This window comes from Pseudomonas sp. m6p (assembly GCF_055760375.1).
On sequence record NZ_CM147084.1, the window covers coordinates 5,746,147 to 5,760,993 of the forward strand.

General features: G+C 59.7%; 17 protein-coding genes. 11 read left to right on the forward strand and 6 right to left on the reverse strand.

Annotated features, from left to right (window positions below; genetic code table 11):
• Positions 1–78 precede the first annotated feature (78 nt).
• The gene (locus tag ACYZUM_RS26265) at positions 79–486 is read left to right on the forward strand and encodes an SMI1/KNR4 family protein (RefSeq protein WP_108184257.1); all 408 of its coding nucleotides are present in this window, start codon (positions 79–81) and stop codon (positions 484–486) included.
• Positions 487–507: 21 nt separating this feature from the next.
• On the opposite strand, the gene ACYZUM_RS26270 is transcribed toward ACYZUM_RS26265, so the two are convergent.
• Positions 508–2,271, reverse strand: a complete 1,764-nt coding sequence (locus tag ACYZUM_RS26270; protein ID WP_041073855.1) for a cation:proton antiporter — start codon at positions 2,269–2,271, stop codon at positions 508–510.
• A gap of 282 nt (positions 2,272–2,553) precedes the next feature.
• Here ACYZUM_RS26270 and ACYZUM_RS26275 point away from each other — a divergent pair, with 282 nt between their 5' ends.
• The gene (locus ACYZUM_RS26275) at positions 2,554–3,036 is read left to right on the forward strand and encodes an acyl-CoA thioesterase (RefSeq protein ID WP_003229693.1); all 483 of its coding nucleotides are present in this window, start codon (positions 2,554–2,556) and stop codon (positions 3,034–3,036) included.
• A 95-nt stretch (positions 3,037–3,131) separates the two neighbouring features.
• On the opposite strand, the gene pdxY is transcribed toward ACYZUM_RS26275, so the two are convergent.
• Positions 3,132–4,004: a pyridoxal kinase PdxY gene (pdxY, locus tag ACYZUM_RS26280; protein ID WP_047297339.1), complete on the reverse strand. Its 873-nt coding sequence runs from the start codon at positions 4,002–4,004 to the stop codon at positions 3,132–3,134.
• A gap of 117 nt (positions 4,005–4,121) precedes the next feature.
• Here pdxY and ACYZUM_RS26285 point away from each other — a divergent pair, with 117 nt between their 5' ends.
• The gene (locus ACYZUM_RS26285) at positions 4,122–4,535 is read left to right on the forward strand and encodes a DUF3301 domain-containing protein (RefSeq protein ID WP_086792506.1); all 414 of its coding nucleotides are present in this window, start codon (positions 4,122–4,124) and stop codon (positions 4,533–4,535) included.
• 1 nt (position 4,536) lies between these two features.
• Here the strand turns inward: ACYZUM_RS26285 and ACYZUM_RS26290 are convergent, their stop codons facing one another.
• Positions 4,537–5,508, reverse strand: a complete 972-nt coding sequence (locus tag ACYZUM_RS26290; protein WP_108184258.1) for a CobW family GTP-binding protein — start codon at positions 5,506–5,508, stop codon at positions 4,537–4,539.
• 28 nt (positions 5,509–5,536) lie between these two features.
• Here ACYZUM_RS26290 and ACYZUM_RS26295 point away from each other — a divergent pair, with 28 nt between their 5' ends.
• The gene (locus tag ACYZUM_RS26295; RefSeq protein WP_047297341.1) at positions 5,537–5,893 is read left to right on the forward strand and encodes a hypothetical protein; all 357 of its coding nucleotides are present in this window, start codon (positions 5,537–5,539) and stop codon (positions 5,891–5,893) included.
• Between the two features lie 4 nt (positions 5,894–5,897).
• On the opposite strand, the gene ACYZUM_RS26300 is transcribed toward ACYZUM_RS26295, so the two are convergent.
• Positions 5,898–6,548, reverse strand: a complete 651-nt coding sequence (locus tag ACYZUM_RS26300) for a DUF1826 domain-containing protein (RefSeq protein ID WP_108184259.1) — start codon at positions 6,546–6,548, stop codon at positions 5,898–5,900.
• On the reverse strand, positions 6,548–7,753 hold the full coding sequence (zigA, locus tag ACYZUM_RS26305; RefSeq protein ID WP_108184260.1) for a zinc metallochaperone GTPase ZigA: 1,206 nt from the start codon (positions 7,751–7,753) through the stop codon (positions 6,548–6,550). Before zigA ends, ACYZUM_RS26300 begins: the two co-directional genes overlap by 1 nt.
• 233 nt (positions 7,754–7,986) lie before the next feature.
• Here zigA and ACYZUM_RS26310 point away from each other — a divergent pair, with 233 nt between their 5' ends.
• A complete protein-coding gene (locus tag ACYZUM_RS26310; protein WP_108184261.1) occupies positions 7,987–8,364 on the forward strand; it encodes a glutamine synthetase in 378 nt (125 codons plus the stop codon).
• Here the strand turns inward: ACYZUM_RS26310 and ACYZUM_RS26315 are convergent.
• On the reverse strand, positions 8,361–9,563 hold the full coding sequence (locus ACYZUM_RS26315; RefSeq protein ID WP_473061203.1) for an N-acetylmuramoyl-L-alanine amidase: 1,203 nt from the start codon (positions 9,561–9,563) through the stop codon (positions 8,361–8,363). The two genes, ACYZUM_RS26310 and ACYZUM_RS26315, sit on opposite strands and share 4 nt — an antisense overlap.
• Before the next feature lie 84 nt (positions 9,564–9,647).
• Here ACYZUM_RS26315 and folE2 point away from each other — a divergent pair, with 84 nt between their 5' ends.
• From folE2 to ACYZUM_RS26345, 6 genes are read left to right on the forward strand one after another with little or no spacing between them, the layout of a single operon-like run.
• On the forward strand, positions 9,648–10,544 hold the full coding sequence (folE2, locus tag ACYZUM_RS26320) for a GTP cyclohydrolase FolE2 (protein WP_108184263.1): 897 nt from the start codon (positions 9,648–9,650) through the stop codon (positions 10,542–10,544).
• Entirely contained in the window at positions 10,541–11,209 is a 669-nt protein-coding gene (locus ACYZUM_RS26325; protein ID WP_142579864.1) for a metal ABC transporter ATP-binding protein, read from the forward strand. The genes folE2 and ACYZUM_RS26325 overlap by 4 nt, the downstream gene beginning before the upstream one ends.
• A complete protein-coding gene (locus ACYZUM_RS26330; RefSeq protein WP_108184264.1) occupies positions 11,209–12,075 on the forward strand; it encodes a metal ABC transporter permease in 867 nt (288 codons plus the stop codon). Before ACYZUM_RS26325 ends, ACYZUM_RS26330 begins: the two co-directional genes overlap by 1 nt.
• Before the next feature lie 11 nt (positions 12,076–12,086).
• Positions 12,087–12,962 carry a metal ABC transporter substrate-binding protein gene (locus ACYZUM_RS26335; RefSeq protein ID WP_108184265.1) on the forward strand — a complete coding sequence of 292 codons (876 nt, stop codon included), beginning with the start codon at positions 12,087–12,089 and terminating at the stop codon, positions 12,960–12,962.
• Positions 12,959–13,519: a gamma carbonic anhydrase family protein gene (locus tag ACYZUM_RS26340; protein WP_108184266.1), complete on the forward strand. Its 561-nt coding sequence runs from the start codon at positions 12,959–12,961 to the stop codon at positions 13,517–13,519. The genes ACYZUM_RS26335 and ACYZUM_RS26340 overlap by 4 nt, the downstream gene beginning before the upstream one ends.
• A 3-nt stretch (positions 13,520–13,522) precedes the next feature.
• Positions 13,523–14,842, forward strand: a complete 1,320-nt coding sequence (locus tag ACYZUM_RS26345; protein ID WP_108184267.1) for a dihydroorotase — start codon at positions 13,523–13,525, stop codon at positions 14,840–14,842.
• Positions 14,843–14,847 lie beyond the last annotated feature (5 nt).

Here is a 14,847-nt window from a genome sequence, read left to right on the forward strand (position 1 = left end):
TCGCGGTTGCATCTATAGCGAGCTACTGTATAAACCGGCCCATATAAACCGCGCCATTCAAGCAAGAGGATCCCGGACGTGGAAGAAATCATCGAACAACTGCGCGAAGCCAACGAACCCGTACCGGTTCCCCTGGAGCTGCCTGACGAAGACCAGTTGGTGGAGATCGAAGAAGAACTCTTCATCAACATCCCGTTCGTCTTCAAAGAGTTTCTGCTGACCGTCAGTGATGTGGTTTACGGCAGCCTCGAGCCGGTGACCGTCACCGACCCGCAATCGCACACCTACCTGCCGGAGGTTGCAGCCAACGCCTGGGACATCGGTGTGCCGCGCGACCTGATCCCGATCTGCCAGGACGGCGACGACTACTACTGCGTGGAGGAAGACGGCACCGTCGTGCTGTGGTCCGGCGAAGAAGAGCTGATCACCGAAGAGTCCTGGGAATCGGTGTGGCACTGGGCGCGGGACGTCTGGCTGGAAAGCTGATTCGCCAGACGCCCGGGTCGGTCAGTGCCCCGACGACTCCTTGTGATTGTCGAGGGTTTCCAGCAGGGCCACCTGCATCCGCGTGTGCACACGGATGAACCAGCGCCAGAGCAGCGCCGCCACGGCGGCAGCGACTACGGCGACCAGCACCAGCAACTTGTTGGTCGGCAGGATACTGGCCGACAAGGCTGCCAACAGCAGGAAGATCACCAGCAGCGAGAGGATCGGGATCACTTCGGAGATCACCCGCCGCACTCGCTGCGTGTGCCGTCCGGCCATCTCCGGCTTCACGCCCATCTCCGCCAGCAGCATCGACAGCGCCTTGAGCTTGCGATACGCCGCGATCAGGAACGGCAGCGACAGCAGCAGCGCCCCGCCCCAGATCAACGCCTTCTGCCAGCTCGGATCAGCGACCCAGTCCTGCATCCACTCCGACAGCCGTCCGGCAAAGAACGCACCGCTGAAGAAGATCGCGATCACCAGCGCCAGGTTGACCCCGACCTGCAACAGAATCCGCCGGATCATTGCCGCCAGCATCGCGCCCTCGCCTTGCGGCTGAATGCTGCGCAGCCACTCGCCGTACATGCCGAATACTCGGCCCAGACGCTTGGGTACCGCCGCAGAGAGTTTGATCGACAGCGGATCGGCCGCGCGGATCAGGTACGGCGTCAGCAGCGTGGTGATCACCGACACCGCCACCGCCACCGGATAAAGAAAGTTACTGGTGACCTGCAGCGTCATCCCGAGTGCGGCGATGATGAAGGAAAATTCGCCAATCTGTGACAGTCCCATCCCGACCCGCAGTGAGGTGCGTCCATCATTGCCGGCGATAAACGCCCCGAGGCCACAGGACAACATCTTGCCGAGCACCACCGCCACGGTGATTACCGCGATCGGCCAGGCGTATTGCAGCAGGATCATCGGATCGAGCATCAGGCCGATAGCGACGAAGAAGATTGCACTGAACAGGTCGCGAACCGGTTCGATCAGGCGCTCGATTTTCAGCAACTGCCGCGACTCGGCCATGATCGCGCCGATCAGGAAGGCGCCGAGCACCATGCTGTATTCGAGCTTGACCACCAACAGACAAAAACCGAAACACAGGCCGAGCACGGTGATCAGCAGCATCTCGTTGCTTTCGAATTTGGCGACGTACGCCAGCAGGCGCGGCACCAGCAGAATGCCGATCACCAACGCGACGATCATGAACAGCGACAGCTTGCCGACCGTGGAAAACACTTCGCCCGAACTGACCGTGCCGCTGACTGCGATGCTCGACAGCAAGGCGATGATGCCGATGCCGAGGATGTCCTCGACGATCAATACGCCGAAGATCAGCTGCGCGAAGCGCTCGTTCTTCATCTTCAGGTCGTTGAGCGCCTTGACGATGATAGTGGTCGAGGAGATGGCGAGGATTGCGCCGAGGAACAGCGAGTCCATGGTGTTCCAGTCGAACCAGCGGCCGATTTCATAGCCGATCCAGATCATCAGGACAATTTCGAGGAACGCCGCGATAAACGCCGTGGCCCCGACCTTGAACAACTTGCGCAGGCTGAACTCCAGCCCGAGGCAGAACATCAGGAAAATCACCCCCAGCTCGGCGAGGGTCTTGATGGTTTCTTCGTCGTGAATCAGACCGAATGGCGGGGTGTGCGGGCCGATGATGAAACCGGCGACGATGTAGCCGAGCACCACCGGCTGCTTGAAACGGTGAAACAACACGGTGACCACACCTGCGACCAACATGATCACTGCCAGGTCCTGAATAAAGCTGATGGCATGCATGGTGTGGGCTCCTTGTATGACGTGACTCGCCGTCAGACTTCAGAAAGCTCTGAGCGAGTTGGGTAAAAATCCACTTTTCGTGTAGGAATTGCCCTTGGACAGGGCCTTTTGCAGGTTAACACCGCGACTTCCGGCTGAAAGGCGGTGCAATATAAGGAAACAGATCGGTCGCGGCGTGACGGCAGCCAGCCGTCTGGCGTCCCGATAACGGTGCTTTTGAAAAAGCCACCAGGCACCCGCAGAGGTGCGTCCAGCCATCCAGCCTTGATCCGTGAGAACGTTATGGAACCCGGAAACGCCCAACTGTCGATGACGGTATTGATGACCCCCGACATGGCCAACTTCTCTGGCAATGTCCACGGCGGTACCCTGCTCAAATACCTCGACGAAGTGGCCTACGCCTGCGCGAGCCGCTATGCCGGCCGCTACGTGGTGACGCTGTCGGTGGATCAGGTGATTTTCCGCGAGCCGATCCATGTCGGCGAACTGGTGACCTTCCTCGCGTCGGTCAACTACACCGGCAACACCTCGATGGAAGTCGGTATCAAAGTGGTGACCGAGAACATCCGCGAGCGCTCGGTGCGCCACACCAACAGCTGCTTCTTCACCATGGTTGCGGTGGATGACCAGCGCAAACCGGCCGCCGTGCCGCCGCTGCAACCGCAGAACAGTGAGGACAAGCGTCGTTATATGCAGGCGCAGCAGCGTCGGCAAATTCGCCAGGAGCTGGAGAAGCGTTATCAGGAGATCAAGGGCGACGCCTAAAGCAAAAGATCGCAGCCTGCGGCAGATCCTACAGAGGATTAATGTTCACCCTGCAGGAGCTGCCGCACGCTGCGATCTTTTGAACAATAACGCGATTACAGACTGATCGCCGTCGCCTCGAACTTCACCCGCGGATGCGCGATCCGGTCCTGCGCCCGCACCAGTTGCAGCTCATAACTGGCACACGCCTGGGTCTCCAGCAGTACTTCATGCACCGCCGCTGCGGTGAACTCGAACGCCGCCACCAGGCTGTCACCCAGCAGCACCCGCGCGAGGAACAGCCCGGACGTCAGATCGCCCACGCCCACCGGCTGACGCGGAAACGCCAGCAGCGGACGACGCAAGTGCCAGCTTTCATCAGCGGTCACCAACAACATCTCGAAACCGTCCGCCGGCTTGCCCGGATAATCCAGATGCTTGACCAGCACCGCTTTCGGCCCGCGCGCCAGCAGCGCCCGAGCCATCGCCAGGCAATCGAACAGCGACTGCGGCTTGCGCCCGGAGAAGCTGTCCAGCTCCAGTTGGTTCGGGCACATGATGTCCGCCACCGCCGCGGCTTCTTCCAGCAGAAAGTCGCTGACTTCGGCCGGCACACTGCAGCCCTTCTCCGGATGGCCCATCACCGGGTCGCACAGGTACAACGCCTTCGGATTGACCGATTTGATGCGCTCGACACCACGGAGAATCGCCCGACCCTGCGCCGCGCTGCCCAGATAGCCGGAGAGCACAGCGTCGCAGTTGCCCAGTTCGCCAATGGCGGCAATGCCGTCGACCAGTTCGGGGATCTGCTGCGGCGCGAGCACTTCACCGGCCCATTGGCCGTACTGGGTATGGTTGGAGAACTGCACCGTGTTGAGCGGCCAGACATTCACCCCGACCCGCTGCATCGGAAAAACCGCAGCGCTGTTGCCGGCGTGGCCGAAGACCACATGGGACTGAATGGCGAGCAGATGAGGCGTACGTTTCATTCGGGTTATTCCGTAAAACGATTGAAATTCAAGCCGCGCAGTATGCGACGAAACACAGCCTGTACGACAGACCGGCGACGCAGTTAAGCTGAGCTTATCTTTTGGAGTTTCCTGTTGATGCTGACCCTTGAAAACATCTTCGTGCTGATGCTGTTCGCCGCTGCCGGCGCATGGCTTTGGCACAACCACGGCTTGCGCGAGCGGGCGCTGGAGCGGGTCAAGCAGCATTGCATCAACGTGGGCGTTGAACTGCTGGACGGTAACGTCGCGTTGAAAAAAATCGGCTTGATCAAGGATGCCAGCGGTCGGCGGCGTCTGGCCCGGGTTTACAACTTCGAGTTCACCGTGACTGGCGAAACCCGGCACAACGGCATCATCACCCAGTTTGGTGCGCACAGCGCTCAGATTGAACTGGCGCCCTATCCGGCGCCGTTCGACGACACGCCACCGGTGGTCGAAGTTACCCGCCCACGGGCCGAAGTGATCGAACTGAGCCAGTGGCGTCAGGAACACAATAAGTGGAAGCCGTAAGCTAATCCGCTTGAACTCGACATTGCGTCAAGCCTGACTGCAAAGCATCGATACTTCGCGCATCGGCAAAGATCAGCTCTATACGCGAATCCCGTCGCCACTCGCTGGGCTGCCAATCCAGTTCAGCGTTATCCACGGCATTGGCCGACACCCAGCCCTCGACGCTATGGATAACCAGTTTCGCCCGCCGCCAGTTCAGGCTCTGCAGCCATTGGCTCAGACGATGCGTATCGAACGTCTGCCCCGGGTGCCAACGCCAGCCGATGCTCCAACCGCCCTCTTGTGCCTGACTCAGGCAGATCGGCGATGCCGGGTCGCTCCAGAGCGCCGGAATCGGTCCCGCCCCCTGCGGCACAACAAGGTTATCCACACCCGCCATTGCTTGCGCCGTCACACCCGGCAACTCGCGTAAAGACAGGTGCGCCTGCTGCGTCCAGATCAATTTGACCGCCGGCAAACGCTCGGCGATGGTCTGCCGCACAGCCTCATCCAGACCTTCTGCCTTGTTCAGCAACAGCAGACCGGCGCTGCCCAAAGCGTCCTGCTGAGCGGGGGGCAACGCTTTCCCGGCGGCCAGCGCCTGGGCATCCAGCACTAACACGCAGGGCTGCAGCGCCAGCACACCCAACCACGGCGCCTCGCCTAACTGCTTGAGCAATTGCGCCGGATGGCCCAGTCCGGACGGCTCGATGAACAGCCGATCCGGTCTGGCCTTGCGCAGCAAACGGCCGAGGCCGATTTGAAACGGCGCACCGTTCACGCAACACAAACAGCCCCCGGCAACTTCGCCCAGTGCGATACCATCGCCATCGCGGGTCAGCAGCGCCGCGTCGAGGCCGATCTGACCGAACTCGTTGATCAGCACCGCCCAGCGCTCGCCCTCCGGCCGTTGGGCCATGAGCTGGCGAATCAGACTGGTCTTGCCGGCGCCCAAAGGGCCGGCGATGACATGGGTAGGAATGTTCTGCAACATGACTGGGCGTTTTCTGAGGGGATTGGACATGCGTTGGATGGGATGGTCGTTGCTGTTGATGTTGCTGTCGAGCGAAGCCTTGGCTCAAGCCTGCGTTGTGCACAGTCAGGGCGAGCGACTCGACGTCAAGGTTTGCCAGCAAAACCGCAGTATTCCCGAGAAGCTGTTCAGCGACGGGTTCTGCCAACCGACCCTGGCCGGGCAGAAAGTCGAGGTGCAGTACGTCGATCAATGCCCGAGCGGCGCGTTCGGCGTGTGCAGCAACGCGCAAGTCGCCAATATGCCCTATCGCCAGGATATCCACTATTACGGCGTGGCTTCAGACATGGCGTATTTGAAGCCGTATTGCGAAGGCCAGAGCCAGGGTAAATGGCTCAAGCCTTGAGCCGTCAACCGAGCCAGTCGAGCGTCAGCAGCAACCGTCGTTCACCCGCTGGCAGTTGCGGAGAACGATGGATCAGACCGAAGCCTTCGTTGCCGTGCCATTTCTCGCCTTTCAATAGCGCCACGTCGCCACTGCGCAGTTGCTGGATGTTTGCCATGTCGTTTGGCTCAGCGTTCGCCTGACCCAATTGCTCGCGGTCCATCGCGCCCTCCTTGAGCCACTGACTGCCGATTCCGCCATACGTGGTGATCAGGCGCACCGGCACATGATCGACGTGGAAACGCGGACACATGGCCTTGTCCAGCACCCGCAGGCGCAAGCCGATACGCCGTGCACCCAGCAGGCAGGCGAAGGCACTGACCAGCCATCCCAGATCAGCGACAAAGCCTTCATAGCCTTCCAGGTCACGGAACCCGGCGGCCAGTCCACTGAGATCAGGCTCGCCGTCTTCATCCGGCAATTCGAGGCAGAGCGACTGCGCCAGTGGCTCGTTGAGCGACAGCAACAACGCTGCGAAATCGGCGATGTGCAGCGGCAGTTGACGCTGCCAGACCGCAAGATTGACGTCGTCTTCGAGGATTCGCGTCAGCGTTTTCGGCGTCGCCCCCTGATGCTGATGACGTACTCGATTCTGCTGCAGTTTGAGCGCAAGCATCAGGCGGCCTCATCGTGCCAAGGGCCGAAAGGGTCCGGCAGCGTGCGCCAACGGTCTACGCCAGCAGCCATTTCTTCGTCAGTCAGCAGGCAGGCATCGAGCTCCGACTTGAGCTGTACGAAATCGATGTTCTGGCCAATGAATACCAGCTCCTGACGACAATCTCCGACACTCGGCGTCCAGTTTTCCATGATTGCTGCGGTACTGTCCTGATCCTGCGGCCATTGGTTTTTCGGCACGAAACGCCACCAGCGTCCAGCGAAACCGTGGCGCATCAGGCCGCCCGCCTGCGACCAGCTGCCCGCATCCGTGACCTTGCTGGCGAGCCAGAAAAAACCCTTGGAGCGCAGTAATTTACCGTTCGTCCATGGACGATCAATGAAGCTGTAAAAGCGCTGCGGGTGGAACGGGCGGCGTGCGCGATAAGCCGTGGAAGCAATGCCATACTCGGTGGTTTCCGGCACATGCTCACCGCGCAATTCCTGCAGCCAGCCCGGGGCTTGGGCGGCTTTGTCAAAATCGAATCGGCGCGTGTTGAGGATCTTCTCCAGCACCACCTCGCCCATCACCATCGGGATAATTTCCGCCTGGGCATTGAGGCGCTTGAGAATTGCCGTGAGTTCGTCGCGCGCCTGGTGGCTGATGAGGTCGATCTTGCTGATCAGCAATACGTCGGCGAACTCGATTTGTTCGATCAACAGGTCGGTGATCGAGCGTTCATCTTCATCGCCCAAGGTCTCGCCGCGGGACGCGAGGCTCTCGGCAGCCTGATAGTCGAGGAGAAAGTTCACGCCGTCGACTACCGTGACCATGGTGTCGAGTCGAGCAACGTCGGCGAGGCTCTGACCCAGCTCATCGCGGAAGGTGAAGGTTTCGGCGACCGGCAGCGGCTCGGAAATACCGGTGGATTCGATGAGCAGATAATCGAAACGACCTTCACGAGCAAGTTTGCTGACCTCTTCCAACAGGTCCTCGCGTAACGTACAGCAGATACAACCATTGCTCATCTCCACCAGTTTTTCTTCAGCACGGTTCAGGCGGACATCGCGCTGGACTTCGCTGCCATCAATGTTGATCTCGCTCATATCGTTAACGATGACTGCAACGCGCAAGCCTTCTCGATTACGTAGTACGTAATTCAAAACCGTACTTTTTCCGGCGCCGAGAAAGCCCGAAAGAACGGTCACGGGAAGCGGAGATGACATTGGATAATCCTCATCAGATGGTGGCCGATGGGCGTTTATGCCGGATTTGGCGTAACGCGCCGCGTTCTAGAGCTTCGAGACAGAGTGACGGCAGAAGCTGACGCTTTAAATCGGCGGACTCAGGCTCAATAAAATTGATGTTATAGTATAACAATATGAATTAGCCAGACCTGCTCTTGCCCAAACCGATAAAGAGCATGAAGCTGCATGCCATATGCCCGTCGGGAACCGTGATGAAAAATGTCCTGAAATGCTCGCTAATGAGTCTGGCATTGCTGTCGGGTGCCAACGTATGGGGACAAGCGCCGATGCTCGCCAAGTGCACACACAGCGCTAACCTGCTGGCATGTGTCGATGCGCAAGGCAACGCCTACAGCGTGAATACGGTGGGCAGCACGATTTACCTGCGCGGCTTTGAAAAGGACGGCAAACGCTACTGGGCGCAGACCAACAGTCGGTTCGGCCAACTGACGTTCTTCACCGGCATCGCCTCTGACGGCGAAGCCTGGGTCGGCTACACCCGTCGCGTTGGCTGGACGACGATCAATCGCTTCTCCAGCTCAGGCGGCAGCAGCGCGAAGTTCACCTGCAGCCGGATCACCGGCTGCTAAACCTGCACCTTTTTCTGCGTCTGCTGCCAGGCGATGTAACTATCGATTGGCGGGTTCTGCTGGAAATAGCGCTGCAATCCTTCAAACAACCCGTTAGCGATAGCCTGTTGATGTCGAGTTGTCACCAGGCGCTGGCTGTCACGCGCATTGGAAATAAAGCCGGTTTCTACCAGGATCGACGGCACATCCGGCGACTTCAGCACCGCAAACCCCGCCTGTTCCACGCGCTTTTGATGCAATGTGGTGATGCCTTGCAGACTGCCCAATATGCTGCTGCCGAGTTGCAGACTGGCGGCGATGGTGGCGTTCATCGACATGTCGAGGATCACGCCGGCGAGCATCGGATCCTTGTCCTTGAGATTAAGCAGACTGGTCGCGCCGAGCAGATCCGCGCCGTTCTCGCGCTGTGCCATGAAGCGTGCAGTCGCTGACGTCGCACCCCCTTCTGACAGGCAATACACCGAAGCTCCCGACGCCGTCAGACGCGGCGCTGCATCGGCGTGCACGGAGATAAACATGTCGGCCTTGTGCTGACGGGAAATGTCTACACGCTTGCGAAGGGGCACGAAAAAATCGTCATTGCGAACCAACTTCACGTCGAAGCCCTTCTCCTTTTTAAGACGTTTGGCGAGCAATTGTGCGATGGACAGCACCACGTCCTTTTCCCGCTCACCCTTGGCGCCGACGGCACCAGGGTCTTTACCACCGTGTCCGGGATCAACCACGACAATGATGTCGCGTTTAAGGTGATGGTTATTCGTGGATGTTTCACGTGGAACTACTGCGGTGCTCAGGACTTTATCGGCGTTCACCAGATCGAGCACCAAACGGTGGCCTTGACCATCCTGCGGTGCCAAAACAAAGCTGTTCAATAGAACGGGAGTGTTCAGATCGAGAACGATCCGGGTATCGCCTAGACCAACATGCCCGGCGCGGATCGAGCGAATGGCCGTATCTGCTAACGGCAATTGACTGAAATCACCACTCAGACTCGCCCCGGACAGGTCAATGATCAAACGCTCTGGAGCACTCAACGTGAACGTTTTGTAGCGCACCGGGCCGCTCAAATCGAAGACCAGTCGCAGCTTTTCACGCGAACGCCAGAGCCGCGCATTTCGCACTTGGGTTGCTGAGACACTGAAGGGCAGAGCCAAGGCTGCGCTGGTCAAAAACAAACTGAGCAAGTGGCGTCTGTGCATATGAAAACCCGTTCATGAAAAAAGCATCGTGATTTGAATTGTTATAATGTAACATCCAATTCAGTCAACACGATGGTTCCGAACATGAATTCGCTGACACTTCCGGATATCGCCACTCAAGCCTCTCGACAAGCATTACCGCTTGAGTGGGTGGGAATGCGCGGCATTGCCTTGCCGGTATTATTGGATGGCCAACGTCTGAGCGCGAAGGCAGATGCAGGCGTCAGTCTTGACGATGGTGAGGCGCGTGGCATTCACATGTCGCGTTTGTATCTGGCCTTGGCAAGGCTTGAGCAGCAGAACCTTTCTCCACGGGTTTTGCATCAGGTACTGGACGATTTTCTGGCGAGCCACGAGGGCTTATCCAGCAATGCTTACCTGAATATCCACAGCGAAGTGCTGCTGAAACGACCCGCGTTGGTCAGCCCACTGGCGGGGTGGAAAAGCTATCCAGTGAGCATTTCTGCCAGCCTCAAAAACAAAGTGTTCCACGTGGAACTCAAGATCGATGTGCCCTACTCCTCGACCTGCCCGTGCTCAGCCGCATTAGCAAGGCAACTGATCCAGCAGCAGTTCATCGATGATTTTGCCAATAAGCCACTGCAGCACGCTGAAGTTCTGGCTTGGCTTGGCTCAAGCCACGGCATCGTTGCCACTCCGCACAGCCAACGCAGCACCGCGCAATTGCACATGCATCTGGAGGAGTTTATCGATGAGTTGCCCCTGAGCGTGATCATCAACGACGCTGAAGCCGCACTGGGCACCGCCGTGCAAACCGCCGTGAAACGCGCCGACGAACAAGCCTTCGCGCTGGCCAACGGGCAGAACCTGATGTTCTGCGAGGACGCCGCGCGACGACTCCATCTGGCCCTGCGTCGCTGCCCTGGTGTCAGCGGGTTCCACCTGCGAGTGATCCACGCTGAAAGTCTGCACGCCCACGACGCCGTCGCCGAAAGCCACTGGCATCGAGAACACGCATGATCCGCTGCCATTCCTTGAGCTGGGGCGCCCCCGGGCAACCGCTGACTTCACCACTGACGGTCACGCTGGAAAGCGGCAGTCTGAGCGCTATCGTCGGCGCCAACGGCTGCGGTAAAAGCAGCCTGCTGAAAGTCATCGCCGGGTTGCAGAAACCCTTGAGCGGAAAAGTCGCGCTAGGCGTCCCCCGCCAAGGAGGATTGTCATTCCTGCCGCAACAGCAACACCTCGACCGACAGTTTCCCATCAGTCTAGAAGAACTGGTGGCTGCCGGGTTCTGGGGCCGTCGATTGTCGACGCAATTGCGCGCACAGCGCCTCACTCACGCACTCGACAATTGGCACTTGAGCGGACTCGAGAAACGCCCGCTGATGGCGCTCTCCGGTGGCGAACTACAACGCGCATTGCTCGCCCGTTTGAGTCTGGCTGACGCGCCGCTACTCCTGCTTGACGAACCCCACGCTGCGCTCGACGAACTGGGTCAGCAATTGCTTTGGCAACACATCCAGGCCTGGCACGCCGAAGGTCGAACCTTGTTGGTGGTCTGCCACGACCTGGCCGCCGTCCGCCAACACATCCCGCAGACACTGCTGATCAAAAACCACGAATGCGTGTTTGGCGCCAGCGTCGAACTGATCCAGCAAACACCCGGCACGCAGGTGGCTTGATGCTCACCGTCGCCCACCTTTGGCAACCGTTCAGCGAATTCCTGTTCATGCGCCGAGCGCTGCTCGGCGGATTGGTCTTGGCCTGCAGCACAGCACCGCTCGGCGTTTTTCTGATCCTGCGGCGCATGAGCCTGATCGGCGACGCCGTCGCTCACGGCATTCTTCCCGGCGCCGCATTGGGCTTCTGGTTCGCCGGTCTGAGTCTGCCCGCGCTAACGTTCGGCGGTCTGGGTGCGGGCCTGAGCATGGCCGGGCTGGCTGCGTGGATTACCCGTCGCACCGGTTTGCGCGAAGATGCCAGCCTCGCCGCGATCTACCCGATCTCACTCGCCAGCGGCGTGCTGATTCTCGGCATCGCTGGCAAACGCCTCGACTTGCTGCACTTGCTGTTCGGCTCGGCGCTCGCGGTCGACGGCCCGACCCTCAACGGCATGTTATGGGTCTCGGCCCTCAGCCTGATCGCCATGGCCGTCATCTACAAACCGCTGCTGCTCGACACCCTCGATCCTCTATTCCTGCAAACCGTCAGCCGCCTCGGCCCTCTCGCCCACGGCGTGTTCCTGACCCTGGTGGTGCTCAATCTGGTGATCGGTTTCCAGGCCATCGGCGCGTTGATGGTGGTCGGTCTGATGATGCTGCCTGCCGCTGCCTCACGGTTCTGGAGTCGTCGCCTGCCGAGCCTGATTGCCATCTCGGCGCTTATCGGCTGCCTCTCGGTGTGGTGCGGATTGTTGATCTCGTTCTACTACTCGCTGCCCAGCGGTCCGGCGATCGTGCTGGTGGCCGGTATCGGTTATCTGCTGTCCGTGGTGTTCGGACCGGTTCACGGGCTGCTGCGCCGCCCGCCTTTGCTCACATCCCAATGAGGTGTTTCCCGATGCGCGTTCTACTCGTGTTGTTCAGCTTGCTGCTGTCGATGTCGTTATCGGCGGCGGAAAAATTGCCGGTGGTCACCAGCTTCAGCATCCTCGCCGACATGGTGCATCAGGTCGGCGGCGAGCATATCCAGATCACCAACATGGTCGGCCCGGACGCCGATGCGCATACCTATGAGCCAACACCGGACGACGCCAAAGCGCTGCTCAAAGCCAAGCTGATCATCAAGAACGGCCTCGGTTTCGAACCATGGCTCGATCGACTGGTGACCAGCACCGGCACCCAAGCCCCGCTCATCAGTGCCAGCCACGGTGTGATTCCGCGCTCGCTCGATGAAGACGGTGAAACCATTCCCGACCCGCACGCTTGGCACAATCTGGCCAACACCGAGCTGTACATCGCCAACATCACCAAGGCGCTGATCGCCGCCGATCCGGCGAACAAGGCCGATTATCAACGCAACAGCCAGACCTACCTGAAACAGATCTACGCCCTGCTCGCCGAAGCCAAGACCAAGCTCGGCTCGCTGCCACCAGGCAATCGCAAGATCGTCACCAGCCACGACGCCTTCGGTTATCTCGGGCAGGCCTACGGCATCGACTTCATGGCGCCGCAAGGTCTTTCCACCGAGCGCGAACCATCGGCCGCCGAAGTCGCTGCACTGATCACGCAGATCCGTCAGGCCAAGGTCAAAGCGGTGTTCATGGAAAACATCAAGGACGCGCGCCTGCTCAAGCAGATCGCTGATGAAAGCGGCGCGCATATCGGCGGCACGTTGTACTCCGATGCCCTCGCCGCCAGAGGCCCGGCCAGCACCTTTACCGGACTGTTCGAATACAACCTCAACACCCTTTACGACGCGCTGAGCCAACCATGATCCGCAAAAATCCCTCAGGCGATTTGCCGCAAATTGCCGAGTCGGCCTACGTCGACAAAACCGCGATCATCTGCGGCAAGGTGGTCATTGGCGAGAATGTGTTCGTCGGCCCCTACGCGGTGATCCGCGCCGACGAAGTAGACGCTTCGGGCACGATGGAGCCGATCACCATCGGCGCCAATTCGAACATCCAGGACGGCGTGGTGATCCATTCGAAATCTGGTGCTGCCGTGACCATCGGCGAATTCACCTCGATCGCTCACCGCTCGATCGTGCATGGCCCGTGCGTAGTCGGCGACCGGGTGTTCATCGGATTCAACAGCGTGCTGTTCAATTGCGTGGTCGGTGACGGCTGTGTGGTGCGGCACAACTCGGTGGTCGATGGCCGCGATTTGCCGGACGCGTTCTACGTGCCCTCCACCACCCGCATCGGCCCCAGCACCGACCTCTCGCAGTTCCCGCCGGTGAGTGTCAGCGCCTCGGAGTTTTCCGAAGACGTGGCGCGCACCAATGTCGATCTGGTGCGCGGTTACAAAGCCTTGCAGAACGAGTTCTGAACCATGAGCAGCGTGTTGATTCGCAACGCCAGACTGGTCAATGAAGGGCGCGAGTTCGACGGCGATCTGTTGGTCAGCCATGGTCGCATCGTCAAGATCGCAGGCCGCATCGACGGTGAAAATGCCCGTGTGGAGATCGACGCCAATGGCCAATGGCTGTTGCCGGGGATGATTGATGATCAGGTGCATTTTCGCGAACCGGGAGCGCCGGCCAAGGGCAGTATTCACTCCGAGTCGCGCGCAGCGGTGGCGGGTGGCATCACCAGTTTCATGGACATGCCCAACACCCAACCGGCCACCCTCAATCTCGAAGCGCTGGCGGATAAAAAACGCCGGGCGGCGATCAACTCCGTGGCCAACTACGGATTTCACTTCGGTGTCAGTCAGGACAACCTCGACACCGTGGCCGCGCTCAACCCCTGCGAAGTGGCCGGGGTCAAAGTGTTCATGGGCGCCTCCACTGGCAATATGCTGGTGGATGATCCTAAGATTCTCGAACGTTTATTCGCCGAAGTGCCGACGATTCTGCTGGCGCATTGCGAACACACACCAAGCATCGAGGCCAATGCAGCACGTCTGCGCGAACGCCTGCCGGCGAATATCCATGCACTGATTCGCGATGCCGAGGCTTGCTACCGATCCTCTTCGCTGGCGGTGGAACTGGCCAGACGTCACGGCACCCGCCTGCACGTTTTGCACCTGACTACCGCTCGCGAGCTGGAGCTGTTCGAAGACAAACCTCTCACTCAAAAGCACATCAGCGCTGAAGTCTGCCTGCACCACCTGCTGTTCGATGACCGCGACTATCCAGCACTCGGCAACCTGATCAAATGCAACCCGGCGATCAAGACCCAGGCCGACCGAGACGCCTTGCGCGCGGCGCTGCTGAGCAACCGGCTGGATGTGATCGGCAGCGATCATGCACCGCATACCTGGGCGGAAAAACAGCGTCCTTACACCGAAGCACCGTCCGGGTTACCGCTGGTGCAACACGCCCTGCCGGCACTACTCGAGCTGGTGGCCGATGGCGTGCTGCCGATCACCACGTTGGTGGCGAAGACCAGCCATCGCGTGGCGGATCTGTTTGCGATTCCGGATCGGGGTTATTTGCGCGAGGGGTATTGGGCGGATCTGGTGCTGGTTGAGCCCGCGGCCATGGAGGTGTCGCGGCAACCGATTCTGTCGCAGTGCGGATGGACGCCGTTTGCTGACAAGACTTTCCGCTATCGGGTGAATACCACGTTGGTGTCGGGGCAGATTGCATGGCGGGAGCAGCGCATCAACGAAAGCTGTCAGGGGCTGCCGCTGCGGTTTATGCGTTAAATGAT